Annotated in this window: 27 protein-coding genes; 9 read left to right on the top strand and 18 right to left on the bottom strand. The window is 60.3% G+C overall.

Annotation, left to right across the window (positions count from 1 at the left end):
* Positions 1–23: 23 nt before the first annotated feature.
* A complete protein-coding gene (locus tag DWB63_RS15560) occupies positions 24–803 on the bottom strand; it encodes a LexA family transcriptional regulator (protein WP_241648884.1) in 780 nt (259 codons plus the stop codon).
* 124 nt (positions 804–927) lie between these two features.
* On the opposite strand from DWB63_RS15560, the gene DWB63_RS15555 reads away from it, so the two are divergent.
* Positions 928–1,356: a DUF5675 family protein gene (locus DWB63_RS15555; protein ID WP_128329783.1), complete on the top strand. Its 429-nt coding sequence runs from the start codon at positions 928–930 to the stop codon at positions 1,354–1,356.
* Positions 1,338–1,568 (top strand): DNA-binding protein, encoded by a 231-nt coding sequence (locus DWB63_RS15550; protein WP_128329782.1) that lies wholly within the window; start codon positions 1,338–1,340, stop codon positions 1,566–1,568. Before DWB63_RS15555 ends, DWB63_RS15550 begins: the two co-directional genes overlap by 19 nt.
* On the opposite strand, the gene DWB63_RS15545 is transcribed toward DWB63_RS15550, so the two are convergent.
* The 9 genes from DWB63_RS15545 to DWB63_RS15505 all read right to left on the bottom strand — a co-directional run bounded on the left by DWB63_RS15545 (position 1,529) and on the right by DWB63_RS15505 (position 9,091).
* The gene (locus DWB63_RS15545) at positions 1,529–2,317 is read right to left on the bottom strand and encodes a hypothetical protein (protein ID WP_128329781.1); all 789 of its coding nucleotides are present in this window, start codon (positions 2,315–2,317) and stop codon (positions 1,529–1,531) included. The genes DWB63_RS15550 and DWB63_RS15545 overlap by 40 nt on opposite strands.
* Positions 2,318–2,448: 131 nt before the next feature.
* Positions 2,449–3,783 carry an NlpC/P60 family N-terminal domain-containing protein gene (locus tag DWB63_RS15540; RefSeq protein WP_128329780.1) on the bottom strand — a complete coding sequence of 445 codons (1,335 nt, stop codon included), beginning with the start codon at positions 3,781–3,783 and terminating at the stop codon, positions 2,449–2,451.
* A 12-nt stretch (positions 3,784–3,795) separates the two neighbouring features.
* A complete protein-coding gene (locus DWB63_RS15535) occupies positions 3,796–4,368 on the bottom strand; it encodes a flavin reductase family protein (RefSeq protein WP_128329779.1) in 573 nt (190 codons plus the stop codon).
* Positions 4,369–4,432: 64 nt separating this feature from the next.
* Positions 4,433–5,491 (bottom strand): hypothetical protein, encoded by a 1,059-nt coding sequence (locus DWB63_RS15530; RefSeq protein ID WP_128329778.1) that lies wholly within the window; start codon positions 5,489–5,491, stop codon positions 4,433–4,435.
* Between the two features lie 255 nt (positions 5,492–5,746).
* On the bottom strand, positions 5,747–6,181 hold the full coding sequence (locus tag DWB63_RS15525) for a thioredoxin domain-containing protein (RefSeq protein ID WP_128329777.1): 435 nt from the start codon (positions 6,179–6,181) through the stop codon (positions 5,747–5,749).
* Positions 6,182–6,283: 102 nt separating this feature from the next.
* The gene (locus DWB63_RS15520) at positions 6,284–6,694 is read right to left on the bottom strand and encodes a PaaI family thioesterase (protein WP_128329776.1); all 411 of its coding nucleotides are present in this window, start codon (positions 6,692–6,694) and stop codon (positions 6,284–6,286) included.
* A gap of 2 nt (positions 6,695–6,696) precedes the next feature.
* Entirely contained in the window at positions 6,697–7,515 is an 819-nt protein-coding gene (locus DWB63_RS15515; protein ID WP_128329775.1) for a sugar phosphate isomerase/epimerase, read from the bottom strand.
* Positions 7,516–7,778: 263 nt separating this feature from the next.
* Positions 7,779–8,165 carry a hypothetical protein gene (locus tag DWB63_RS15510; RefSeq protein ID WP_128329774.1) on the bottom strand — a complete coding sequence of 129 codons (387 nt, stop codon included), beginning with the start codon at positions 8,163–8,165 and terminating at the stop codon, positions 7,779–7,781.
* Between the two features lie 251 nt (positions 8,166–8,416).
* On the bottom strand, positions 8,417–9,091 hold the full coding sequence (locus tag DWB63_RS15505) for a CBS and ACT domain-containing protein (RefSeq protein ID WP_128329773.1): 675 nt from the start codon (positions 9,089–9,091) through the stop codon (positions 8,417–8,419).
* Positions 9,092–9,381: 290 nt separating this feature from the next.
* Here DWB63_RS15505 and DWB63_RS15500 point away from each other — a divergent pair, with 290 nt between their 5' ends.
* A complete protein-coding gene (locus tag DWB63_RS15500) occupies positions 9,382–9,789 on the top strand; it encodes a hypothetical protein (protein ID WP_128329772.1) in 408 nt (135 codons plus the stop codon).
* Positions 9,786–9,998: a hypothetical protein gene (locus tag DWB63_RS15495; RefSeq protein WP_128329771.1), complete on the top strand. Its 213-nt coding sequence runs from the start codon at positions 9,786–9,788 to the stop codon at positions 9,996–9,998. The genes DWB63_RS15500 and DWB63_RS15495 overlap by 4 nt, the downstream gene beginning before the upstream one ends.
* A 2-nt stretch (positions 9,999–10,000) precedes the next feature.
* Here the strand turns inward: DWB63_RS15495 and DWB63_RS15490 are convergent, their stop codons facing one another.
* Positions 10,001–10,912, bottom strand: a complete 912-nt coding sequence (locus DWB63_RS15490; protein ID WP_164879918.1) for a tetratricopeptide repeat protein — start codon at positions 10,910–10,912, stop codon at positions 10,001–10,003.
* Between the two features lie 51 nt (positions 10,913–10,963).
* Here DWB63_RS15490 and DWB63_RS15485 point away from each other — a divergent pair, with 51 nt between their 5' ends.
* A complete protein-coding gene (locus DWB63_RS15485) occupies positions 10,964–12,250 on the top strand; it encodes a terminase family protein (RefSeq protein WP_128329769.1) in 1,287 nt (428 codons plus the stop codon).
* A complete protein-coding gene (locus tag DWB63_RS15480) occupies positions 12,237–12,608 on the top strand; it encodes a hypothetical protein (protein ID WP_128329768.1) in 372 nt (123 codons plus the stop codon). Before DWB63_RS15485 ends, DWB63_RS15480 begins: the two co-directional genes overlap by 14 nt.
* Positions 12,609–12,753: 145 nt before the next feature.
* On the opposite strand, the gene DWB63_RS15475 is transcribed toward DWB63_RS15480, so the two are convergent.
* Complete coding sequence (locus DWB63_RS15475) at positions 12,754–14,907, bottom strand: hypothetical protein (RefSeq protein WP_164879917.1); 2,154 nt, start codon at positions 14,905–14,907, stop codon at positions 12,754–12,756.
* Between the two features lie 253 nt (positions 14,908–15,160).
* Positions 15,161–15,616, bottom strand: coding sequence for a hypothetical protein (locus DWB63_RS15465; protein WP_128329766.1), 456 nt, complete (start codon positions 15,614–15,616; stop codon positions 15,161–15,163).
* Positions 15,617–15,935: 319 nt separating this feature from the next.
* Between DWB63_RS15465 and DWB63_RS15460 the strand changes: the two genes are divergently transcribed.
* Positions 15,936–18,641, top strand: a complete 2,706-nt coding sequence (locus DWB63_RS15460) for a bifunctional acetate--CoA ligase family protein/GNAT family N-acetyltransferase (protein WP_128329765.1) — start codon at positions 15,936–15,938, stop codon at positions 18,639–18,641.
* A 4-nt stretch (positions 18,642–18,645) separates the two neighbouring features.
* The gene (locus DWB63_RS15455) at positions 18,646–19,731 is read left to right on the top strand and encodes a glycosyltransferase (protein ID WP_128329764.1); all 1,086 of its coding nucleotides are present in this window, start codon (positions 18,646–18,648) and stop codon (positions 19,729–19,731) included.
* A 66-nt stretch (positions 19,732–19,797) separates the two neighbouring features.
* On the opposite strand, the gene pstA is transcribed toward DWB63_RS15455, so the two are convergent.
* The 4 genes from pstA to DWB63_RS15435 all read right to left on the bottom strand — a co-directional run bounded on the left by pstA (position 19,798) and on the right by DWB63_RS15435 (position 24,083).
* Positions 19,798–20,706 (bottom strand): phosphate ABC transporter permease PstA, encoded by a 909-nt coding sequence (pstA, locus tag DWB63_RS15450; RefSeq protein WP_241648887.1) that lies wholly within the window; start codon positions 20,704–20,706, stop codon positions 19,798–19,800.
* A 36-nt stretch (positions 20,707–20,742) separates the two neighbouring features.
* A complete protein-coding gene (gene pstC, locus DWB63_RS15445) occupies positions 20,743–21,666 on the bottom strand; it encodes a phosphate ABC transporter permease subunit PstC (RefSeq protein ID WP_128329762.1) in 924 nt (307 codons plus the stop codon).
* A 91-nt stretch (positions 21,667–21,757) separates the two neighbouring features.
* Positions 21,758–22,567, bottom strand: a complete 810-nt coding sequence (locus DWB63_RS15440) for a PstS family phosphate ABC transporter substrate-binding protein (protein WP_128329761.1) — start codon at positions 22,565–22,567, stop codon at positions 21,758–21,760.
* 301 nt (positions 22,568–22,868) lie between these two features.
* A complete protein-coding gene (locus tag DWB63_RS15435; protein ID WP_128329760.1) occupies positions 22,869–24,083 on the bottom strand; it encodes a molybdopterin molybdotransferase MoeA in 1,215 nt (404 codons plus the stop codon).
* Between the two features lie 176 nt (positions 24,084–24,259).
* Between DWB63_RS15435 and mobB the strand changes: the two genes are divergently transcribed.
* Entirely contained in the window at positions 24,260–24,799 is a 540-nt protein-coding gene (mobB, locus tag DWB63_RS15430; protein WP_128329759.1) for a molybdopterin-guanine dinucleotide biosynthesis protein B, read from the top strand.
* On the opposite strand, the gene DWB63_RS15425 is transcribed toward mobB, so the two are convergent.
* Positions 24,796–25,053: hypothetical protein (locus DWB63_RS15425; protein WP_206613182.1), on the bottom strand; the 258-nt coding region annotated here is incomplete at its 5' end. The two genes, mobB and DWB63_RS15425, sit on opposite strands and share 4 nt — an antisense overlap.

Here is a 25,053-nt window from a genome sequence, read left to right as displayed (position 1 = left end):
TTATCTCCTTGTTTCAAAAATGGCTATTTCCGGGTCATGTTGCTCCAGGCCCAGACGACACTGCCGCCGATGGCGCGGGTGATGTCGCCGTCAAAATCCCGTTTGAGGCGGTAGGTGGTGGGCGGATACTCCCGGCTGTTGTCAGAGTAGAAAATCAGTTCCAAGTCATTGTCCAGTCGTTTGGTATTGACGCGTTTTATCATGATGCCGCCGTCTTGTCCCGGTTCGCAGACGAGCATGATTTTTCCGGCAGGGCTGGGTTCGCGGTCATTGCGGTCCACCAGGACAATGTCTCCGGGGTGCAGGGTGGGTGTCATGGACAGTTGGTTGCTCCCCACCTCCACGGCTACCAGGTTGGACCGGAAGCGGATGGATTCCTGATGCCGCCAGACCAATACCCATCCCTCGACCTTGTCTTCGGGGATAAGCCCGGTTCCGGCGGCCACGAGCGAAGGGGCCAGGGGCACGGCCAGGTAGTCTTCAGGTTGCGGGTCCGGGGCGTTGGTTTCGGCCTGGGTCTTTCCGGGCGGCCGGAAGCAGACCTCGCGGGCCGCGTCCGCAGGTTCGTCCCCGAACACGATGGAAACACCCACGCGGTCCAGGATGTGCCCCAGGGACTCGGTGTTGAGCCCCCGCTCCTGTTTCAGAAAACGGTTTAACTGCGACGGATCCACTCCGAGATCGTCCGCCATCCGTTTGTTGTTGGAATAGCGTTTGCCTGGGCCGATGCGGTCCAGGAGCGCCTTGCGCACATCGTCGGTGAATCCCATGTTTTTCCCTTTTTCAATGTAATGGATATTCATGCATATACATGAATATTGGCAAATGTCTAAAGAGAAATGACAAATATGGTTGACTACCTAATAGACAATTGACTATAAATGCGCATGAAAGGTGGGGTAAAAAGAAAAATCATAGAGGTATCTTATGGAAAAAGTTGATATTGTTCGTTTGGAAAAAAGTCCTGAAGGGACATTCGGTGTATTGCGTCTGGGGGGGCAGATTTTTTGCGTTACCTTGGAGCCGCCGGACAAGGGTAATGTGCCGGACACCTCCTGCATACCTGCCGGGCGGTATGCCTGCAAACGGGTGAACTCGCCGACCTTTGGGCCGACCTATGAGATTACGGGCGTGCCCGGGAGGTCGCACATCCTCTTCCATCAAGGCAACGTGTCCCGTGACACCCGGGGATGCATACTGTTGGGCAGGCATTTCGGGGTGCTCGGGCAGGAGCGGGGTGTGGTGCAGTCCCGGTCGGTCTTTGCGGAGTTCATGGATCGGTGCCGGGGCGAGCAGGCCTTTCAGTTCGAGATAGTGGAACCGTGCCTGGAGGACTCATGTCGGAAATATGCCTGAAGGGAGCGCGGGAAATATGCGAGGCTGTGGGTGAAAATCCGCGGAACATCACCGAGTTGGTGCATCACAAGGGACTTCCGGCCTGGAAGCGTGAGGACAAGGGGTCATGGCGTGCGCTTCCCGAAGATCTGCAACGCTGGATCAGGGAACAGCGTGATCGGCATATCAGCAATTACGTGTTCAGGGAGCGCTGGGAGGCACCGGGGGAATGACCCGTCTTCGGCATGCCGGTATGCGCAGTTGCCGGAACGGTCTTCATCAAGGTGTGGCGTATGGACCAGGTCCCGCTGATACCCTGTTCGGATGGGACTTCGGTCGTATCCGATACGGAAAGGCGTATTCCGTTATCCGGGGTGGATGAGAGCATGGATTCGGCCTGACGCAGGGTGTTTTCAAGTCGGTTCAACCGGATCAGCAGGGGGTCGAAGGGCCGTTCCACATAGGTGTGGACCGGTGTGCCGACAGGGAGTGACGCCGTGATGATCGGTGCTGTTTCGAGTGGTTTGCTTGAGACGGCTTTTTGGGGATGCGGTACGGCCCTGGCCGTTTCGGTCCGGCTTTCAAGCCTGGGAGATGCGACCGGAACAGGGCGGATGGTTCCGGCTGCTTTCCGGGGCCGGGTACCGGGCGGCGTTGTCTCGGGCGCGATTTGCGCCTGGAGGCTGTCCGGTGCGGACGGTGCCAACGCCACTTCGCTGAAGGCCCCGGCATGGTTCGAAAGGTTCGGGTCTTCCTCATGGGGAATGAGCCAATCGAATTTGGCCAGCAGTACCATGTCCGGTGTGCGATCATTGGCCGCGTATTCATAGGTGTATTCGGACACGGCATAGGCGGTCCCGGCCAATTGCATGGCGGGCGGACCGACCAGTCCCATGAAGCCCAGGGCGGCGTTGATGACCAGACAGCCCTGAAGGGCGGCCATGGCGCTCAGGAGCACTGCGTTGGCAAGGAGTGTCTTCATGCACAGGGTCATGCACAGGCTGTTCCGAACCCCATATGACAAGGGAAATCGGGGCATTGAAAGCGGCCTGGTCAGGCCGGTTCCGGGCGTGTCCGGGCATCGTCAAAAAAGGGTCGCGCCCGGCAGTGGGGTCAGGGCAGGGTGGTGATGCTCCGGACGGTTTCCAGGATCACGCCTTCGGGCCGGGCCAGCTCTGTCAGTTCCTGCCCCGGTTCCAGGGTGGTGATCACGGTCTTCCCGATGATCTTTCTGCCGTAGCCGTCGCCCACCCGCGTCTTGAGGCCCCAGACGGAATGCAGGACCACGGGTTGGCCGTCCTGGCTGCCGATGTAGAGCATGATGTGCCCCGGCTTGCGCACCAGGGTCAGGAAGGGAGTACCCTGTTCCAGGATGCTATCCTTCTTTTTGCCTTTATCCAGCCCTTCCAATGGAACAATGGTGCCCAGTTTGCTCTGCTGGCTGGAATTGCGCGGCAGGAAGATGCCGAATCCGGCCAGCAGGTCCATGGTCAGGGCCGAGCAATCGCGGTTTTCATAGAGGCCGCCCCATCCGTACTGTTGTCCGAGCATGGCATTGGCCAGCCGGGTGAAGTTGCCCGGTGTGGCCGGGATGGGTGCTGCCATGGCGTCACTGCCGGAGATCGAGGCGAGATGGATCACGGCCTCCCCCTGATGGTCCCTGGCCGGGATGACCAGCGTGAAGCCGTCGGCCGGGTGTTCGCCCTTTGCCACCGGGAGCAGGGTGCCGATATACGAGGTAAAGGCGTATTGTCCTTTCTTGTCGGCCACCGGAACAGCGTCCCCGGTTATGGCCGCATAGGAGCCTGTCCTGTAGGCGGCGGCAAAGGTGTCGTTCACCCAGGCGATCTCCGTGACCGGCACCCAGCCGAAGGCGAACCTGGATTCCACCATGACCCATGCCCTGTCAGCACTGGTATGGGTGACCAAAAGCGGCGTTCCGGCCAGGACCAGGGAGTTTTGCATATAATCGAAGGGAAAGCCCTCGCCTGCCCGGCTGAAGTCAAAAAAAGCGGGTTGGTTGGTGGGCAGCACGCGCATACTCGTATTGGTCACGGCAATGGCCCGGCGGTGCAGGCTGGGGTATGTGTCCACCTGCGACGCCATGGCCATGCGCTTCATCCAGCCCTCTTGGCGGAGCAGGGTGTTTTCGCCGAACAATTTTTTATCCGCATACCTGGAGAGTCCCCAGAAGACGTCCTCGGCAGGGTGTTTCGGTTTGGTCCTGTCCCAAGGGTCAAAGTGTTCCTTGAGGAATTGCGCATAGGCCGCAGCCTGTGCCTCCACGGAAAGCAGGCGGGTATCGTCCGGCAGGCCGTGATACGCCCCGGCGTTCTGCTCCAGAGTGATCAGCTTGGGCGGTGTGTCCTGTTCCTTGGTGGCGCAGCCTGACCCGGCCAGGGGGAGGAGCAACAGGAGCAAGAGAGCGGGGAGGCAGGGGCGTATCATCTATATCATCCTTTATTTCATGAACTTCTTGCCGATATCAAAACCCTTGCCCACGAACTTGCCGATGGTGTGGTAGGCGCGGGTGCCGGGGGAGAAGATCATGGGCAGGATCTTTTCCGGGTCCGGGTGCTTGCCGTCCACCAGTTTGTCTTCGTCGCATTTCACGTCCACGATTTTGCCGATCAGCAGGATGTGTACGTTCAGGTCCAGGGTCTGGCTCAGTTCGCATTCGATGATCAGCGGGAACTCGTCGATGTACGGGGCGTTGACGCAGTCGCTCTTGACCGGGGTCAATCCCGTGGCCGCGAACTTGTCCTCTTTCTTGCCGGAGACGATGCCCAGATAATCGGCCTGGGCGGCCAACGAGGCGGGGCATACGGATATGGTGAAGGCGTTGTGCTTCATGATGCCCGCATAGGTGTGGCGGTTCGGGCGCAGGGAGACGGCCATGCTTGCCGGGTCGGAGCTGCATATGCCGCCCCAGGCTGCGATCATGGCGTTGGGCTTGCCGTCTTCGTCATAGGCGCCCACCGCCCAAACGGGCGTGGGTTGGGCAAGAGTGTTGGGACCGAGGGATTTTTTCATGAGTATCTCCTTGTAGGCTTTGCTAAAATTCACTCTACGACAATCCGGGTTGAATGGGAACGGCTCAAAAGCCCATCCGGGGCAGGCCGGGGTCGGTTCGCAAGGCGATCCGGTCCATGATGTCGGCACATCGGCCGCAGGCCAGGCAATTCTTGTCGCAAGCGGTCACCTGCCGGAAAAAAGTGTCGGGTAGAGCCGGGTTGGGGATATTCACCCGATCGTTCAGGTCTCCCATGGCGTCCATGAGGTCCAGGAGATTGCCGGTATGGCTTCCGTCCAGATAGGCGGTGACCGCCCGCACCAGGAATTGACTGCCCCGGTTGCGGCCGCACAGTTTGATGCCGTCCGCCTTGCCCTGGTATTCGTGCAGGTCTTCGGGCCGGATAAAGGGCGAGGCGAGCATGGCGCCCGGATCAAGCAACAGTCTCCGCATGCAGCCGAAATCCCGGTTCATGGCAAAGGTCCGTTCCGGGCACAGCCCTTCGTTGACCAGGGCGACATGGGCGTCGTGGGCGGGTTTGTAGGGGCATTGGTACAGGCAGCCCTCATTGGCCATGAGCAGGAGCCGCATCCGGGGATATCGGGTGCGGATTTGACCGGTGACGCGGTTCAGCCGGTCGATGTTCCGGTTCAGGGAACGGTCCAGGACGAGCCTTGACGGAAGGCGGAACCCGGTGCTGCCGATCATGGCCAGTAGGGCGAAAACCCTGTCCGCCGTGTCCGGCATGGCATTGATGCTCGGCACGGCTTCCAGCCGACAGGCCAGGTCGGGGCGGGCGTCCGACAGGGCCTGGAGATAATAGGGGTCTGCAAAGATGACGCCCTTGAGGTCCGCTTCATCGCTTAGTCGTTCAAGGCATTGGGCCGTGTGTGCCAGCCCCTTGGTGTCGAAATACCGTTCGGGAGCGTGGAGTCGGGCGTTCATGAGCACGTATTTGTCCACGCCGTGCAACCGGCGCAGGCCGTGGATGATCTCGTTCATGTCCTGCCGGTGAAGGCGCTGGCGGGCATCGGACAGGGATGGGTCGGTCAGGGAAAAATGGACCGAGGTCAGGCTTTGCGCGCGGTCACGCAAAAAGGCCGTGTACTCGGTGTCGGGGATGAAAGGGACGTCCAGAAGCATACCCTGTTCTCACAGTTCGGGCTGATGGCGTCAAGCGGTGCGTGGGGCGCCTCCCTGGACCCGGCCAGAGAATCTTTTGGAAAAGGTTCTCTGGGCTCTCCAAAACTTTTTATGCCGCCTCCGGCGAAGTGGTTTCTCGATAAATGACCTGTGTCGGTGCGGACCAATGATCCCGCGTAGCGCACCAAAAAGTTTAGAAGCGGGAGTCCAGAGGGGGAAACCTTTTCAAAGGTTTCCCCCTCTGGCCGCCGGAGGCTAAATGTGCTGCCCGACCCAGCTCACGATGTCCGAGGCGTTCATGGCGCCGGGTTGGCGGGCTATCTCGCGTCCACCCTTGAACAGGATCAGGGTGGGCACGGCCCTGACATTGAAGCGGGCGGCAATGGCCTGATCCGCCGTGGTGTCGATTTTTGCCAGCCGGACCTTGGGATGCAGAGTCTTGGCCGCCTCCGCGAATTGCGGGCCCATCATCAGGCAAGGGCCGCAGGTGGGGGAATAGAAGTCCACCAGCACGGGAACTTCGTTCTTGGTGATATGGCGGTCAAAGGTGGTCCCGACCAGTTCCAGGGCAACGGGTTCAAAGACTTTTGTCGTGCATTTGCCGCAGGTTGCCTCGGCCTCTCGGCCGTTGTGCACGCGATTGATAGCCCGGCAGTTGGGGCAGACGATGAGTTTGCTGTCAGTGGTCATGGCTTTCCTCCGTATGTGGCCGTATGGATGAGGATAATCACGATGGCGGCAGGGGCAAGGGTGTAATCGTATCAGGTCGGGCTTTGCAAGCTCGATACATCCTCAGGGAAGGAGCAGAAAGGAGCCGGCGGCTCGGGCCACTTCCCGTTGGTCAGCCAGGGCTGTGGCCTCCACGAACAGCATCCGGCTGCCCCGCTTCGCCACCCGTGCCTCGCAGGTCAGGTCTTGGCCGCAGTGGACCGGGCGCAGATAGCTGACCGAGAGGTTCACGGTGGTGGTGCGCTGGTCCGGCCTGTTGCCGCCGAGCACGGCGTGGGCCATGGCCTCATCGAGCAGGGTGGCCAGAATTCCTCCGGCCACAAGCCCGCCGCCCTGCATCAGTTCCGGCCTGAATGGCAGGCAAAGCACGGCCCGGTCCGGCTCAATGGTTTTCACCTGGATGCCGAGAAAGGCGAAAAGGGGGTTGACGGTCTGTTCCGTGAGCCGGACCGCTTCCAGATAGGTTTTCGGCATGGTCAGGCGCTCTCCCGGCCTTTGTTCAACTGCGTATCCATGTCCTGCCTGATGCGTTTCAGGATCTCGATGGTTCCGTCCATATCGTCCGGAAAGGCAGCGGGTTCCAGTTCCAGGGTTATGTAGCGGGCATAGCCGCGTTTGCCAAGTCTTTGGAGGAATTCGTCCAGCGGCAGGCTGCCCACGCCCGGCGTCAGGTGTTCGGTAAAGCCCACGGCGTCGGAGTAATGCACGTTGTACAGGAGGTCGTCGGACACCTTGTCGATGGAGTGCAGTACGTCGCGGCCGGACACGCCCATGTGGCAGACATCGAAGGTCAGCCCCACGTTCTTGTCCCGGCAGAGTGCCATGAGCTTGTCCAGAGGGTCCTTGCCGAATGGGGAGCTTTCAGCCCAGGGCATGTTCTCCAGGGAGAACTGGATGCGCCCCTTGGCATCCAGGAGCAGGGGCAGGTCATACGCTTTCTCGAACCAGCGGTTCTGGATCATGTTGGCGAGCTTGGAACCGGGCGGATGCATGGTGATGTGATCCGCGTCCGGCAGGGTGTTGGCCAGGGTGGTGGTGGCCTGCCACGAGTGCAGATGCCCGCCCCAGGCCGACCAGTTGCGGAAGGGGGCGTGCAGGCTCCTGATGGGCAGGATGTCGTTGATCTTTTCAAGCCCGGCTTCGGGGTTGAGGTTGGGCGAGTTCATGATCAGCTCCATGCCCGCAAAGCCGGCGTCCCTTCCGATGCGCGCAATGAGCTTCAGGGGGAGGTGGAACAGACACCCTGCCGAGAGCAGGATATGCGGACCGTTGCGGTCAAGGGATTCTTTGCCCATGACAGTACCATTAAGGAACTTGCGCGGCCAGGCAACCTAATAATCGGGGAAGGGCGTATTCGGGATGGTGAACGGCAAGGTGCGAGCGGAATACCGCGGGGGGGGCATTTGTACCGAGGTCGGTGTCACAATGCACTTCGTCCGGCCGCACGGGTGGCGTGGAGCAACAGAACAGCCATGCATCATGTCTGGCTGTTCTGCGGTCGTAAACTCTTCAACAGTACGATTTAATGGAGATAATATAAATCATCGCTTACCGATAACTACTTGGTTGGCGATTTTTCTATGAGGTCGGTGAGGACCAGCGCCCAGGACATGTCCCGCTTGTTGTCTTCTGTCATGCAGTCCAGAACCCATTCCTTGATGGGTTTGATGGCCGCTTTCAGCCTGGCTGGCCCGAGATCCTGGACCAGGTAGGCGGCATTGAGCGCGTCCATGCAGAATTGGTCGAAGGCGCTGTTCTGTTCACGGGTGTGATAGGCCACGATGTCCCGGACCTTGAGCAGTCCGAAGACCACGGCTTCTACCTCGGTGTAGTTTCTTCCCCAGATTTCACTGCCGCGAATGGCGGGCCGTTCCGGGGATGATTGGTGGGCTTTTTGCCTGCCGAGGGACTGTCTGAATTCTTCCAGCGCAACAACGCTTCCCATGGTCACTCCTTTCTCCTTATCCGACTATGCTTCTTTTCGGATGGTTTCCAATAAACTTAATAGGGGAAACCGTTCGGGCAGGCGGATAAAAAGGGGGGAGGCCACATCAATGGATGCGGCCTCCCAGGCGAATGGACGGTAGTAATCGTCGGTAAGATTAACTTATATTACAGAGAAATATAAATCAAGTAGCTTATCGGTACGTTCTTGTAGAAGTTTAAAAATCAAAAGTTATATGCACTCGTGAAAGCCTATAAAACAGTGTGGACCGAATCGATGGCCCAGTACTGGACATCGAATTTTTCACCCATGGCCTGCTGGAGGCGTTTGAATTCGGGCTTCTCCATGTCGCGGATACGGATGTAGACATTCTTGGTCCCTACGGTTTCAGGGACGTTGTGGGTCATGATGTTCATGATGCGCGCGCCGTGTTCCTTGAGAAAATCGAGGACGGGAGAGAGGCTTCCGGCAGCGGTGGACAGGGTCAGGCAGACCTGGGCGCCGCCCTCGTACACGCCTGAGATTTCCACCAGCACCTTGAAGATGTCGGAGTCGGTGATGATGCCCACCACCCTGTTGTCATCATCGAGCACCGGCAGGCCGCCGAAGTGCCCTTCCAGCATGAGTACGGCCGCCTTTTCCACGGTCTCGTCCTGACGGATGGTGACCACTTTCTTGGTCATGATGTCCTTGATCTTGATTTCCGAGAGCAGGTAGTACAGCTCGTGCATATCCAGGGTCGTGGCCTTGGACGGGGAGGCGTCCTTGATGTCCCTGTCCGAGATGATGCCCAGTATCTTTCCGTCCTCGTCCACCACCGGGACACGACTGATGTTCTTGTCCTTCATGACCTTGGAGGCCTTCATCATGGAACGATCAGGGGTGATGGTGACGACGTCCGTTGTCATCCAGTTGGCTATCAGCATATGAGTTCCTCCTTGGGTTGCCGACCTTTCCGGTTCGGTTGCATCCTAAAATCTTGTTTGTTCTTAACGTCTCCCACGTCATTTGGCTACCCCTGTAACGTGTTTTTCGAGCCCGGCGCGGCGTGAGCCCGAGGTGCATCGGGCGGCACCGCGTCAAGATGTTTTTTTATGCCTTTCGCCCGTTTTTACCTGTCATTCTTTCCCATTTTGTAGGGGTGGCAAAAACAGGGGCTACACTGGTTCGCGAAACCGGGGTGGCGCGAGCAACCCTCTAGAGTGGGAGAAAACAGATGGCGATACCGATCATCGGAGCGGTGGCAGGACTCCTGTCCACCATGGTGGACGGGGTGGCGGAACACCTCAAGGGCAAGCAGGAACTCAAGAAGGCGGTCATGGAGAATCGCATGCGGCTGGCCAGGTCCGACCAGGAGTTCAATCATGAATGGGAGATGAAGCAGCTCGAAAACGCGGGTTGGAAGGATGATGTTCTTTTCTTCGCCTGGATAGGGTTTTTCATCTGGTCCGGCGTGGACCCGGACCGGGCGGGCGAAGTGATCCGGTCCTGGGAGGCGCTGCCCGACTGGTTCTTGCAAGTGACCTTCTGGATCGTGGCCGCTGTGCTGGGGGTCAAGAAGATCGGCGATTACCTGCCCGGCGCGGTGCGCGGTTTGAAGGATGCCGCAGGAGGTCTCAAATGACGACCATCGAGCGACAGGATCTGCAAGACCTGCTGGTTCGCATAGACGAACGGGTCAAGGCCATCCAGATAGCCATCCGGGAGATCAACGGCGCGCGGCAATGCGCCAGCCATCAGGTCAAGATACGCATCCTGGAGCGACTGGCCTGGGGGTGCCTGGCCGGTATGGCGGCCATGGGTGGCCGGATGGTCTTCGAGGTTCTCAGGTGAGGTCAGGGGTAGGTCTGGTCCAGGTATTCCTGAAGCTGCTGCTTGTACAGGGAGGCCATGAAGTCGTCGTTCCTGGCGCGGGCCAGCGACAGGGCGCGTTCCACGGCCTGGATGGCGCCGTCCATGTCCCTGGCCCCTGCCAGGGCCTCGCCGAGCAGTCCGTACAGGGTGCTGCGGCCGGGGTCGAGTTCAATGGCGTTCCTGAAATCCTCGGCGGCCCGATTGTATTCGGCCAGCTTCATGAGCGCCTGTGCCCGGGCCGTGATGATGCGGACGTTCTGCGAGTCCAGGATGAAGGCCTGTGACAGGTCGCGCAGGGCCTCGTCGTATTCGTTTCGGGAAAAGTGGGCCATGCCGCGGTTGAAATTGGCTTCGAGATGAGCCGGGTTCAGGGCCAGGGCCGAGGAAAAGTCGTCGAGGGCCTCGTCGGTTCGGGACAGGTTCATGTAGCAGACGCCGCGGCGGGCATAGGCTTCGGCAATGGTCGGATCTCGTTCGATAACCAGGCTGAAGTCCCTGGCTGCTTCCTGAGGGTTGCCGCCGTCAAGCAGGAGAGATCCCCGGGCGAAGTGCGCCTTGGTGTGATCCGGCCGACTCTTGATGACCGTGTTCAGATCGGCCAGGGCCTCATCCTTGCGGGCCATGCCGATGAGCAGGGTGGCCCGGTAATACCGTGCATTGACCAAGTCGGGGTCCATGTTCAGGGCTTCGTCGAGAGAGGCGAGGGCGGCCTCGGTGTCCAGGAATTTGCCGTCGTGCAAGAGCTGCATGGCCTGGCTCAGGGCGTCGGCGGCCCTTGCCTCCCGCTGATCGGCCGCCTTCTCCTTCGGAGAGGGCGGTGGCACGACCTTGCCCGCGCAGGCCGGGATGACCAGGAAAAGAAAGGTAAACAGTATCAGGGCGAAAGAGCGCATGGACAGGGAATACCTCTGTGCAGGCCCGCCCGTCAACATAAGGAAAGAAGAATGATCAATGAACAATATGTTCCGAGGGAGCACCAGGCCCGGATCGAGGCCTTGTTGACCCGGTTTTCGGTTCTGGTGTGTCATCGCAGGTTCGGGAAGACCGTGCTGTCGGTGAACAGGCTGATACGGGCGGCGCAGGAAACGGACCGCTCGGACTGGCGCGGTGCCTATATCGCTCCGCTCTATCGACAGGCCAAGACCGTGGTTTGGGATGAGTTGAAGCGGTATTGCGGTCTGGGTCTGGACGGCTGCACCGTGAAGTTCAACGAGACCGAGCTGCGGGCGGATTTCGACAATGGCGCGCGCATCAGGCTGTTCGGGGCCAATAACCCTGACAGCCTGCGCGGCATGTACCTGGACGGCGTGGTCTTCGACGAGGTGGCCCAGATGCCGCTGCGGGTCTGGACCGAGGTCATCCGGCCCGCCCTGTCCGATCGGGAGGGCTGGGCCATGTTCATCGGGACGCCCAGGGGCAAGAACGCCCTGTACGAGATATGGGAGAAGGCCAGGCTGGACCCGGACTGGTTCGCGGCCATGTACCGCGCCTCCGAGACCGGCATCATCCACCCGGACGAGCTGGCCGCCAACGGGCGCGAGATGTCGCCCGAGGAATACGAGCAGGAGTTCGAGTGTTCCTTTACGGCCGCCATTCGAGGGGCCTATTTCGGACAGCTGCTGGCCGATGCGGACAAGGAGGGACGCATCACCCAGGTGGCCCTTGATCCGAGTATGCCCGTGCACACGGCCTGGGATTTGGGCATGTCGGATTCGACGTCCATCTGGTTCGTTCAGGCCCGGCCCGGCGGCACCTTCGCCATCATCGACTACTACGAGGCCAGCGGCGAGGGGCTGGACCATTATGTCAAGGTCCTGGACCGCAAAGGGTACAAGTACGGTGTTCACGTCGCGCCCCATGACATCCGGGTGCGCGAACTGGGCACGGGCAAGTCGCGTCTGGAGGTGGCCCGTTCACTGGGGGTCCGGTTCGACATCGCGCCCAACATCCCCATCCAGGACGGCATCAACGCGGTGCGCACCATCCTGCCCCGGTGCTGGTTCGATGAACAGCGCTGCTCCCCCGGCATCGAGGCCCTGCGCCACTATCGGCGGTCCTTCAATGACATGACCGCCCATTTCTCGTCCCGGCCCCTGCATGACTGGACCAGCCATGCGGCGGACGGATTCCGCTATTTTGCCGTAGGGTTCAGGCAGCCTGATGCCGGGCAGCGTCCGGTCAGGAGCGCCAACGACTACAACCCGTTCGGAGGTAATCATGGCCGTTCGTGAACTGCGCGGCAGACCCGAAGCTTTGGCCCATTTCCCGGATCTGGGGCAATACCGTTGGTTGGAACTGCACGATCAAGGCGGGGCCTATGGTCACTGCGCCATCGGCGAGCGGGAAGATATGCTCGAACTGCATATTACCCTGAGTCGTTGGGGCACAGTGGTCAGGAGAGGTCTCGAAGGGGACGTGGCCTGGCTCAGGGAGGAGGCCCGGCGGCTGGGCAAGGCCAGGGTCATGGGCATCCGGGCCGACGACAAGGGCGGCTTTGATGCACGCCTTTTCAAGTTCGCCCGAATGTTCGGCTTTACCGAAATGTGCGTTTTTCAGACCGCCACCCTGCACGTGGACAAGGAGGTGTGAGACACCACCTTTGGTGAGGTTCTTTTAGGGACGCATTGAGTTTACGGGCGGATGCCCCGCCGAAGGCGCGCCAAAAAGTTTTGAAGGGGAGTCCAAAGGGGAAACTTTTTCAAAAGTTTCCCCTCTGGCTGCCGGAGGCATTCTGCTAAGCGTGGCCGACCACGATGTTTCCACCGACCCGTTCCGGGGCGTCGAAGTTCATGATCACACTGGAGGAGTTGTCGAACACGTAGGTGGGATCTTCGCTGGTGAGGTACTGTATCTGCCGGGCGTCAACGTTGTTGATCACGGAGTTGTCCTGATCCAGGGTCTCGAAGTTGTTTGTCAGGTTGATCCTGGTGGAGTTGTCGTTCTCGACGTGGCGGCTTTCGGGAAAGGCCATGGTGACGTTGTTGACTTCCTGCACGTTGGTGTCGCTGTCGTCCACATAGGTGGTCCGGGCATTGTTTTGGTCCACGTAGTTGAAGACCGTGGACTGGTCCACGTTGCGCGACTGGTCGAAATTGTTCTCCGATCTGATGTTGTAGGCAAAGGAGAGGTTGCTCTCGTCGTTGATCACGGTGGAGTTGTTGTCCACGAAGTTTTCCACGGAATTGTCCTGGTCAACGAAATTGAAGGTGGTGGCCTGCTGTTCGGACCGGGAATTGTCGTTTTCGATGACCCGGGTGTCGTTGTAGGCCAGCTCGGACCGGTGTTCGTTGACCACCGTGGTGCTTGAGTTGTCCACCTGCTCGTTGACCGAGTTGTCCACCTGGTTGAAGTTGGTTTCGCTGACCTGCGAGGAGGACGTGGAGTGGTCCTCGTTGCGGATGACCGAGTTGTCGTTATCCTGGATCAGGTTCTGGTTGGAGACGTAGTTGACCGAAGTGTTGTCCACCTCTGTCTGTTCCGTGGTCTTGTTCTCGTTGATGTTCTGGCGGGCATCGACGTTTCGGACGTCCGTGTTCTCGGACACGTTGTTGGTCTGGCGGCTTTCCGGGTTGTTGAAAGTCCGGGAGTTGTCCTGCTGGTTGTCGATGTTCGTCTCGGAATTGGCCACGTTCTCCGTGTTGGTCACCTGCGTGACCGTCTGGCTGTTTTCCGTGTTCTGCTGTGTGCTCAGGTCCAGGTTGCGGCTGGTGGAGTTGTCCACGTCGTTCTGGTTGATGTACTGGTCGTTGCGCTGGATGGTCGAATTCATGGACTGGTCAAGGGAGCGGTCCACGGATTCGTTGTAGGTCGTGAGGTGGGACTGTTCGATATCCTGGGTCTGGTCGATGTTCAGGTTGTATTCGGAGCGCATGTCCAAGGATGCGCCACGGCCCTGACTCTCGTCAAAACTCGTCTTGGGGGTGGAGAAAGGTTCCGCATACCCGTCAGCCGTGGGAATCCATGGGGCCATGGGCGTCTGGGGCGGAGTGTATGGAGCTGAGTGTCTGGAATGATGGATGACATCGTTGGGCCAGCTCTGGGTGTGCCCGAAATACATGCCGTGGGGCTGGGTCAACCGAAATGCCTCGATGCTGCCGCCGGGCGTGATGGGAACGAATCCGGTCAGGGTGGGCATGGAGAATCCCACCTTGGGAGTCATGGGCACGGACCCGGCCGGGGAAATGGGCTGTATGCCCATGGGCGGGGCAATGGATACCTTGCCTGTGGTGTCTGTCGGAGGCCTGCCTGCCGATTCGATGGGGCCGCCGCCTCCGCCGCCACCGCCACCGCCACCTCCGGTTGCTGCCGAGGTGGGCGTCTTGCCGGATTCAGTGGAGATGGGCACGTTGGCACCGCCCGAGACGCTGCCGCCACCGGTGTTCTGGCTGATGGGATTGCCGCTGCCGGTCTGGCCCGTACTGCCCGAGCCCGTGGCCTGGCCCGCTCCGCCTCCGCCGAGATTGTCCTTGCCGACTCCGGCAGGACCGCCTCCGCCGATGGGCGCCTGTGTGCCGGAGCCTCCGCCCACGGCACTGCCTCCGCCGCCTCCGCCGATATGTGCTGCGCTTGACCCGCCGCCCAGTGTGCCGCCGCCACCGCCGCCTGCACCGATGTGTGCAGAGCTGGACCCGCCGCCCAATGCGCCTCCGCCGCCTATGCCCGCACCGGCAAAGGCACTGGCAGAGCCTCCGCCCGTTGGGGCGGCATAGGGAATCCTGGCCATGGACGTGTCGATCATGACACGGGCCGGAGTGGTGTCTATGGGTACGTGGCCCGGTTCGCCGATGGAAACCTGTCCCGGCGGACCAGCCTGAAACGACCCTGCAGGGCCTGCTGTCACCTGGCCTGGCGGCCCGGCGACGATAAAGTCGGTAACTCCCATGGACATGGGTGTCTCTCCCCGCCAACGCAGACCTTCCCTGGTCCGCAATGCGCCCGCATAGGGCATTCTGGCATATATATACTATATGTTCGGGGAAAAAGGCGTCAAGTGGTATATTCATTCACTCTGATGAGTGAGTGAATGAGTGCGGAAATCCGGGTTTCGTGAGCGGATCCGGCTGGTTGGGATGGAGGGCCTCGCCGTCGACAGTTGCAGCAGGTACAGGCCTGCCGCAACCGTATGTCGTTGCGGTGTTTGGCTAGAAGCTGGAAGCGCTGTTGCCGAAACCATTGGCGCGGGTGCCGCCGCCGTCGGCCTTGCCTTCATCCTTGATCTTGGCCTGCTCGGCCTTGACGAGCTGATCCTGCATTTCCATCAGTTGGGTTTGCTTGTCCTGCAGTTTTGACAGATTTTCGGTTTCTGAGAGGTTGCTGTTCTTCAGCTCCTTGATCTCCTCCTGCAGCTTTTCGATTCTGTCCTTGAGGGCCTGGATGGTCTGATCCGTGCTCGACTCCTCATCGGACTCTTCGGATTGGCCCAAGGTTTCGATGGCCACCAGGGCGCGCGCCTCTTCGGAAATGGAGACCTTGTCACCCTGATCGGGAATGTTTGCCTTTTCGGCAACGTCCTTTTCCGTCTGTTCCGCGGCAGCGGGCTTGACGGTCAGGGAATCCACAAAGGTCGAGGCCTGTTGGGCAAGGGATTCGATAGCCATGATGTGCACTCCTTGTTGCAGGGCATGGTATTCTCTTGGTGTCCTATCGACGGTTCTTTAGAAAACTTTAGAGTCGAAATGGTTCTTTATGCCGCAACCGCACATATGGCCTCGGCCCATCGCCTGTCGTGTACCGGGATATTGATGAGTGTCCTTCGGTGAGGACGAACACACAAGCACGCCGACGGGCCGGGCGTCGGTTCGGAAACGCCCCGCGAACAAGGTCAGTATTCAAGAACCGGCGCAGTCCATTCTGCTGTTGCCTGATCACGGTAAAACACGCTATCCTTTTCCGAAATCGACACGCCCAAGGAGCCACATGAGCGTTATCAATCTCGAATATCTCTTCAAGCCCAAATCCGTTGCGGTCATCGGGGCCACCAATGATCCGCGGAACGCGGGCAACATCGTCATGCGCAACATTATGACCGGGGGGTTCATGGGGCCGGTCATGCCGGTTTCGAACCAGGCCGAGGCCATTGCCGGCGTACTTACCTACAGCTCGGTCAGGCATCTGCCCAAGACCCCGGATCTGGCCGTTGTCTGTTCGCCCCTCGACGAGGTGCCGGAGATAATCCATTCCCTCAAGGAGCGCGGCACGCGCGGAGCGGTGCTCATGGGCGCGGGGTTCGCCTCCATGACGGAAGAAGAGCGTCTCGATATCAAGTCCACCATCCTCGGCATTGCCAAGCCGCCGGAAATTCGCATCATCGGACCAAAATCACTGGGTTTCATGGTGCCGTCCCTGCACCTGAACGCCTCCCTGGCCCACGCAACGGTAGAGCCGGGCAAGGTGGCGCTCATTTCCCAGTCCGATTCGCTTTTTGCCACGGTTCTGGATTGGGCCATAGACAAGGGCGTGGGCTTTTCGCACATGATCGCGCTGGGCAGCCGCATCGACGTCACTTTTGCCGATATCCTCGACTATCTCGGCTCGGACCCGCTGACCCGGTCCATCATGCTCTATGTGGAGTCCATCAAGGACGCCCGTGAATTCATGTCCGCAGCCAGGGCCGCCTCGCGCAACAAACCGGTGCTGGTCATCCGGCCCGGTCATGCCCTGGATACCGTGTTCGGCGACCTCAAGCTGAAGGAGACCGGTGGCCATCGGCTCATGGATGAGATTTATGACGTGGCCTTCCGCCGTGCGGGCATGCTCCGGGTGGAGGACATCGACGGCTTGTTCGACGCGGCCCAGACCCTGTCCGCGCCCAAACAGGTGTTCGGCAATAAACTGGCCATCCTGACCAACGGGACTTCCGCAGGCATCCTGGCGGCGGACCGTCTGATCAAGGGCGGCGGCCAGCTTGCGCCTTTGTCCGAAGAGACCGTCAAGGGCATAGACCAGGTGCTGGGCGCAGAGAACTGGTCCAGGGGCAATCCTGTGGACATTCCGTTCAACGCCGACGGCCCGGCCTATTCCGAAGTCTTGAAGCTCCTCATCAAGGACAAGAATTCCAACGGCATATTGGTCATGCATGTTCCCTGGACCGCTCAACCCGATCTCGAAATTGCCAGGGCCCTGCGCGACTCCCTGAAACGGGTCAAGCGCATGGTGCTCACGGCCTGGCTTGGGGCCAGTGCCTCCGAGGCGTCCCGCGAGGTCTTCCGGGTCGGGGATATCCCCACCTATGAGACACCTACCCAGGCGGTGCAGGCCTTTCTCTACATGGCCGAATACCTGCGTAACCAGGAAATGCTCATCGAGACCCCGGATTCCCTGCCGACCGATTTTTTCCCGGACACCACGGGCGCGCGGAATATCGTGCAAAAAGCCCTTGCCGACGGGCGTACTTCCCTGACCGAACCCGAGGCCAAGGACATCCTGGCCGCTTACGGCATTCCCGTGGTCGAGACCCGCATCGCGGTGTCGGCCAAGGATGCCGTCATCGCCGCCGATGCCCTGGGATATCCCGTGGCCGTGAAGCTCAGGAGTCCGCAGATTCCCCAGCCCTTTGACGTGGGCGGGGTGCTTCTGGACCTGGAGACCCCGGAGCGCGTCTGGGAAGGCGCGGCCTCCATCCTGGCCCGGTGCACCCGCGAACGGCCGGACGCTTACATCGAGGGGTTCACGGTCCAGAAGATGGGCCGCAGGCCCGGTGCGCACGAACTGTCCATATCCGCCACCGTGGACCCGGTCTTCGGTCCGGTGCTCATGTTCGGCCATGGCGGTATGGCCCGCGAGATGATCCAGGACCAGGCCCTGACCCTGCCGCCGCTGTCCATGTCCCTGGCCAGGGAACTGGTGGGCCGTACCCGCATCGCCGCCCTGCTCAAGGGCAGCCCGTCTCACCAGCCCACGGATATCGACGATATCTGCCTGACCCTGATCCAGATTTCCCAGCTTATCGTGGACGTGCCCCAGGTCACCGCCATTGACATCAATCCGCTCTATGCCGATGCCGAAGGCGTCCTCGCCCTGGGCGGCAAGATCGAAATTGCCCCGTTCGAAGGCGAGGGCGAGTCCCGGTTGGCCATCCGGCCCTATCCCCGCGAATTGGAGGAGTGCGTGGTTCTCAAGACCGGGAGGCACGTCACCCTGCGTCCCATCCGTCCCGAGGACGAAGACACCCACAGGACGTTTCTGGACAACCTCACGGACGAGGATCTGCGGCTGCGGTTCTTCGGTGTGGTCCAGCGGGATTTCGATCACAAGGATATCGCCCGTTTCACCCAGATCGACTATGACCGGGAAATGGCCTTCATCGCCACGGCCCAGGACGAAAGGGGTGAACTCGAGACCCTGGGGGTCATGCGGACCAACACCAGACCGGACAACTCCGAGGCGGAATTCGCCATTGTGGTCCGGTCCGACCAGAAGGGCGAGGGGCTCGGTTCCCTGCTCTTTCACAAGGGAATCCGCTACACCAAGGACCGCGGCACCAAGGTGCTGACCGGCCAGACCATGGTCGAGAACAAGGCCATGCAAGGGCTGTCCAAGAAATTCGGCTTCGTGGTCACCCCTGACCCCCACGATCCGGATCTTGTGGACATGACGCTCGACATGGAGAAGGTGGACGGATAAATTCATGCCTTTTCCTCCTGTCTACCACCACACCGGCCTTGAAACTACCGGCGGGGCTACACGCGTGGCCCGGCTGCTCATGGCCGGCATGGAGCGGCATGAGATTGAAGCGAATCTCAGCTTCGAGCTGGCTGAAAAGGCGGACGGTGCAGCCATCCTGCCCGAGGATTTTGGCCGATACCTCCCGGACAAGGCCATTGCCCACGTGCACTGCACGGGCGACTGGCCGACTCTGCTCGGCTCCATCCCGGCCCGGACCAGGACCGTCATCACCCTGCACGACTGCGAACTGTTCACCGGCGGCTGTCCGTATCCGATGGATTGCGGCAACGCGGACGAGGGGTGTGCCGGTCCCTGTCCCAGAAAATTTTCGGACGCGGCCGAACTGCGCAAGATCAAGCTGGCCCAGGTTCAACGGCTGGACCCGGTGCTGGTGGCTCCGTCCCGCTGGCTGGCCCGGTTGGCCAAGTCCCACCTGCTGCGCCCGGTGACCATCATCCCCAACGGCATCCCCTGGCCGGACCGCCCTCGATCAAAACCGGAAGCACGGCAACAACTCGGGATCAATCCCGTGGCCAAAGTGGTCCTGTTCGCGGCCCACGGCGGCATGAGCGCTGCGTACAAGTCCGGTGAAACATGGCGGGACATATGGGCTGAACTCAAGGCCCGGCTGCCCGAGCTGGTCTGCTTTGCCGTGGGCGGCGACCACGAGGGGAGGGAGGGGGATCTGATCCTGTGGCCGTACGTGGACCGTACAAAGTTGTCCCTGCTTATGGCGGCTGCGGACGTGATGTTGTACCCCACCAGGGCGGACAACCATTCCCTGGTGATCATGGAAGCCATGTCCAAGGCCTTGCCCGTGGTTTCGTACGAGGTTGGCGGTGTGCCGGAGCAGATCATGGATCAGTCCACCGGCGTGCTTGTCCCGGCCGGAAATCAGAAGGGTTTCATCGAGGCTGCGGCACGGTTGCTTTCCGATCCTGGCCTTGTCCGGCTCATGGGGATGGAGGCCTTTGTTTCGGGCCGGAAGCGTTTCCCGGCGGAGCGGATGGTCGATTCCTATGTCCAGCTTTACCAGCGCATGGGCTAGTCGGCTCGGCGCACGAAAAAGCCCCCTGCTCGGCATACCGGGCAGGGGGCTTTTTCGTGGAATCCTTTAGCCCAGCTTCTTGCGGAGATGGGACCGGAGGAAGATGGCGATGAGGTTCATGCCCAGCACCATTGTAACCAGTACGAGGGAGGTTGCGTATTGGAGAGGCAGTGTGGCTTCGGGGTTGGTGGAGGAGACCGAAAGCGAGTAGATCTGGTAGGGCAGGGCCATGACTTCGTCGAATATGGAGGAGGGCAGGGTCGGGTTATAGCTGGCTGCGGCGGTGAACATGATGGCCGCAGTCTCTCCCGCTGCCCGCGAGATGGACAGGATCGAGCCGGTCAGGATGCCGGGCATGGCCGAGGGCAGGACGACCCTGAAAACAGTCTGCCATTTGGTGGCACCCAGTCCGAGGGAAGCCTCGCGGTAGGTGTCGGGAACACTCCTGAGCGCCTCTTCCGAGGTGCCTATGATGACCGGCAGGATGAGCACGGCCAGGGTCATGCAACCCGCGGCAATGGACACGCCCATTCCCAGTCCGCCGAGGTCCCTCGCGGCCACGAAAAAGGCCATGCCGAACAGGCCGAAGACCACGGAAGGCACGCCCGCCAGGTTGTTGATGCACAGCCGGATGATGCGCATCACCAGGCCGGGCATGGCGTATTCATGCAGATAGATGGCTGAGGCCACGCCCAGGGGCAGGGCCAGGGCCATGGAGCCTATGGACAGGTACAGGGTGCCGACGATGCACGGGAAAATTCCTCCGGCCAGGCCGCCTTCCGTGGGCTGGCCCGTGAGGAAGTCCCAACTGATGGCGGGCAGGCCGAAGTAGACCATGTACCCGATGATGATGAAAAGCGCGAGGCCGTTGATGGCAACCGCCACCCGGAACAGGTTGAACCAGAATTCCTGGGTGATTCGGCGCCGGAGGCGATGGCCGGGAGTATCCGGGATGGTGGAACCGGGTATTGCCATGTCGTTGCTTACCATTTCTGACATCTGCTCCCTCGATTACAGCGTTGCTGAGCCGACTTGCTTGTATTTGTGGGCAATGTGGTCGGCCAGGAGGTTGAAGAGAAACGTGATGACGAACAGGACCATGGCAATGGCGAAGAGCGCGAAATAGTGCGTTTCCAGGCCGAAGCTGGTTTCGCCCATCTCGGCGGCAATGGAAGCGGGCATCGGTCGAACCGGATCAAAGATGGACGTCGGAATGCGGGCTGCGCCGCCGGCCACCATGAGCACGACCATGGTCTCGCCTATGGAGCGGGACATGCCGAGAATGACCGCTGTCGACAGGCCCGATAACGAGGACGGGAGCACCACGCGCCAGATGGTCTCGAACCGGGTGGCTCCGAGCGCCAGAGAGCCTTCGCGGACTTCGTTGGGGACCGAATGAATGGAGTCCTCGGCAATGGAGGTAATGGTTGGAACGGCCATGAAGGCGAGCATGATGGAGGCGTTGAGCATGTTCACGCCGAATCGGATGTCGAAAATTTCGAGCAGGATGGGCGCGACCACGGCCAGGCCGAAGAAGCCGATGACCACGGAGGGTAGGGAGGCCAGCAGCTCCACCATGGGCTTGACGATCTCCCGCACCTTGTGGGGGGCAATCTCAGCCAGGTATATGGCGGTCATGATGCCGAGCGGGATGGCGATGAGCGAGGAGATCAGGGTGACCCAGACCGAGCCCATGATCAGCGGCAGGATGCCCCATTGGGGGTGTTCGGATATGGGTTTCCACTGTGCGCCGAAGACGAAGTCGTAGAAGCTGACGCCCGGGACTTTCGCACCCATGGCGTCAAAGCCGGTGAACGTCGGCAGGGCCTCGCCCACCAGGAAATACATGATCAGGCCCAGGGCGATGATGGACGCGCTAGCGGCCAGCAGAAACCCCGTCTTGATGGCCTTTTCTTTGTGGGAGCGTGAGAGCATTGTTTCTCGCTTCTGTTATGAAGAGTGATCCCGTCGGGGCGCCAGGCACCCCGACGGGAAGTAGCTTACATCAGATGCAGTCGTTTTGATATCAGTTGACCGGGACAAAGCCGACTTCGGCGATGATCTTCTGGCCGGCGGGAGACATGACGAATTCGATGAACTTGGCAGTCTCGCCGGTGGGCTGTCCGCCGGTGTACAGGTTCAGGCCGCGGGAAAGGGGGTAGGAGCCGTCCTTGCCGGTGGCCACGGAGGCCTGCACGCCATTCACGGTCAGGGCCTTGATGTTGGGATTCAGGAAGCCCAGGCCAACGTAGCCGATGCCCTTCTTGTTGCCGGCGATCTTGGCGGCCATGGCGGCGTTGGAAGGCATACGGGAAACAAGGTCGAACTCGTCTTCTTTCTTCATGACCTTGCCGTGCCACACTTCGTAGGTGCCGGAGTTGGTCTCACGGGAGAACAGGGCGATCATGCCCTTGTCGCCGCCAACGTCTTTCCAGTCGCGGATCTTGTCCTGATAGATGTCCTTCAGTTGGGCGGTGGTGATTTCGGAAACCTTGTTGGAGGGATGGACGATGGGAACCAGGCAGTCCAGGGCGATGACGAACTGGACGGGCTCGGTGCCGTTGGCCTTGCACTTTTCGATCTCGGCGTCCTTCATGTCGCGGGACATCATGCCGATGTCGGCGGTCTTGTTGATGATGGCCTTGGCGCCGTCACCGGAGCCGGTGGCGGAGATGGAGAAATTCACGCCGGGGTTGGCGGCCTGATACGCGGCGACCAGCTTTTTCATGGCCGGGTCAACGGTGGTGGAACCCTTGACACGGATGTCGGTAGCGAAAGCCAGAGCGGAGACACTCAGGACAGCCAGGGTCACAAAAGCAATAAGCAGTTTTTTCATGAAATACCTTCCTTAAAATTATGTAAAGAAAAGACAGTCCTCGTTGACATGTGAACTATTGATAATCCTGACATGTTACAGTTTCGTGACGAGGATTCGAAAGGTGGGTGACACTTTTTCGCTCAAAAAGGCCTTTCGAGAACGAATCGTTTTTGTCGACGGGATGAGGTGGCGCTGACCGAGAAGGGAGACGAGGTTGAACAGGACTGTAGCATGCCTAAGCCGTTGTGTGAACCACAAGCTTGGTTCCATACGTGAAGGGTGTCCGCGAGATCGTGGTGTTGTCCGTTGGGAGCAGGGTTTAGAACAGGGTGGTCAGAATCTCTGTTTCTTCGCCGCGCAGGATGGAGTCGCCGCTTTGCAGGACGGCCAGGCCGTGGGCGCGGCCCAGCCCGAACATGGGAGGCACTTCTTTTCCGGCAAAGGGGGTGGCGGTGATGGCGGACCCCTGGATATTCAGTTCGCACTGGACCATCCATTCCGAACCGGGATGGACGTTGATGCCCTTGGTGAAGCGGGCCTTGAGGGGCTGTTCCCGGTCGGGCAGGCCTCTCAGGCGGCGCACCACGGGCAGGATGACTGCGTGGTAGCAGGCGTGCACCGCTGCGGGCGGTCCGGGCAGGCAGAAGAGCAGGGTGTTGCCGCGCACGGCTGCGACCATGTTCCGGCCGGGGCGGATGTCGATGCGGCTGAAGATCGGGGTGAAGCCGCTTTCCTGGGCGGCCATGCGGGTGAAGTCCCGTTCGCTGTTTCCTGTGCCGCCCGTGGTCACGACCAGATCCGGCAAATCCGTGGCTGACAGTGTCTTGACAAGTCGGTTCTCGTCGTCGGGCATGACGCCGGTTTTAATCACCATGGCACCGCTTTGTTCGAACAGCCCTCGGAGCAGAATCAGGTTGTCTGCCGGGAACCGGGCCATGCCGTGTTCCTCGCATCCTGGCGCGGCCAGTTCGCTGCCCAGGGCGAGAATGCGCGCTTGAGGCCTGGGGTGAGCCAGCACCGAACTGACCCGAGTGCGGGTCATGACGGCTGCGGCCTGGGGCGAGATGATCCTTCCTGTTTCGGTGATAATGGTCTCTTTCCGGATTTCTCCGCCCACGGCCCGCACGAACCAGCCGCTGCGTACCGGGGTTCTGACCAGGATGTCCCCGTTTTCGGTCTCCACATCCTCTTCGGCCAGCACCGCATCCGCTCCGGGGGGTATGGGGCCGCCCGTGAGCACGCGCGCGGTCTGCCCCTTTCCAACTCTGCCCGGGGCCGTGGATTCAGCCCGGATACACTCGCCGACGGCCAGCCGGACGGGCTTCATGGTCCCGGCCAGTTTCACGTCTTCAGCCCGCAGTGCATAGCCGTCACGCACAGAACAGGCGTGTTCGGGGACGTTGCACAGGGCCTTGACGTCATGGGCGGCGACCAGTCCTACCCCGTCCATGGGGGAAATGGCTTCACTCTTGAGGGGGCGGGCGATTCTCAGGAGTTCCTGAACTGCCCGTTGGCGGGAAATGGGGGTGTGCATGGTCATCCTCGGCTATGGGCTTGCGGCTTGGAGCATAGTGTCACCCGCTCGAATGGTTGTAAAGGATTGCAGCATTACTTCAGTTGCAATATACTCGGAAATTGTTTTGCTGCCGGGTTTCTCGCCGGGACGCAGAATTGAGTATGCCCATTGTTCAAATAGAAAAAGGACCCACAATGAAACCGCAAATAATCTGTATCGTCGGTAAAAAGAAATCCGGTAAAACCACCTTCATGGAGAGACTGTTGCCCGAGTTGCGCAAGCTCGGCATATCCGTGGGAGCGGTCAAGCATGATGCCCATTCCTTTGAAATCGACCGCGAGGGCAAGGATTCCTGGCGGTTGAAACAGGCCGGGGCCGAGACCGTGGTCATATCCTCACCCGATCGGATTGCCATGATCAAGTCGGTCTCCCGTGAAATGACGCTTCCGGAGCTGGCTGAAAACCTGTTTGCGGATAAGCATCTGGTGCTTGCCGAAGGATATTTCAATTCCGATCAGCCCAAAATCGAGGTCCATCGTCGCGATACCCACGATCGGCCCCTGTGCGACAGGAACAATCAGGCCGAAAAAAAGCTCGTTGCCATGGTCACCGACCGGGGGGTGGAGGCGGACGTGCCCAAGTTCGGTCTGGACGATGCCGGGGAAGTGGCCATCCATATCGCCCGAAAATACTTCGGGTGGGTAAGCAGCGGCATGTGGGCTTTGCAGGATTAAGTTGAGGTTGCACTGGCTTTTGCTTCGAGCAGCGGGCCTGAAGAAATAAGGAAGGCCGCCCAAGGGGCGGCTTTTTGTTTGGGATGCGCGCCTTTGGCGCGGGAGGCATTGTTTGGGGCTTGCAGCCCCAAAGGCATTCCATGTCCTTTTTCGCGGATGTGTGCGTGTTCCCCTTGCAGCAAGTCTGAAGAAGAGCCGTCGCTCATCGCTCCTCCATGTTTTTTTTCAGCCCTCCCGGCGGGGTTCTTTTTTGG

It is taken from the genome of Pseudodesulfovibrio sp. S3 (genome assembly GCF_004025585.1).
Lineage (GTDB): Bacteria > Desulfobacterota > Desulfovibrionia > Desulfovibrionales > Desulfovibrionaceae > Pseudodesulfovibrio.
Note: the sequence above shows the minus strand (reverse complement) of the source record. Positions and strands in the feature narration are given on the sequence as shown.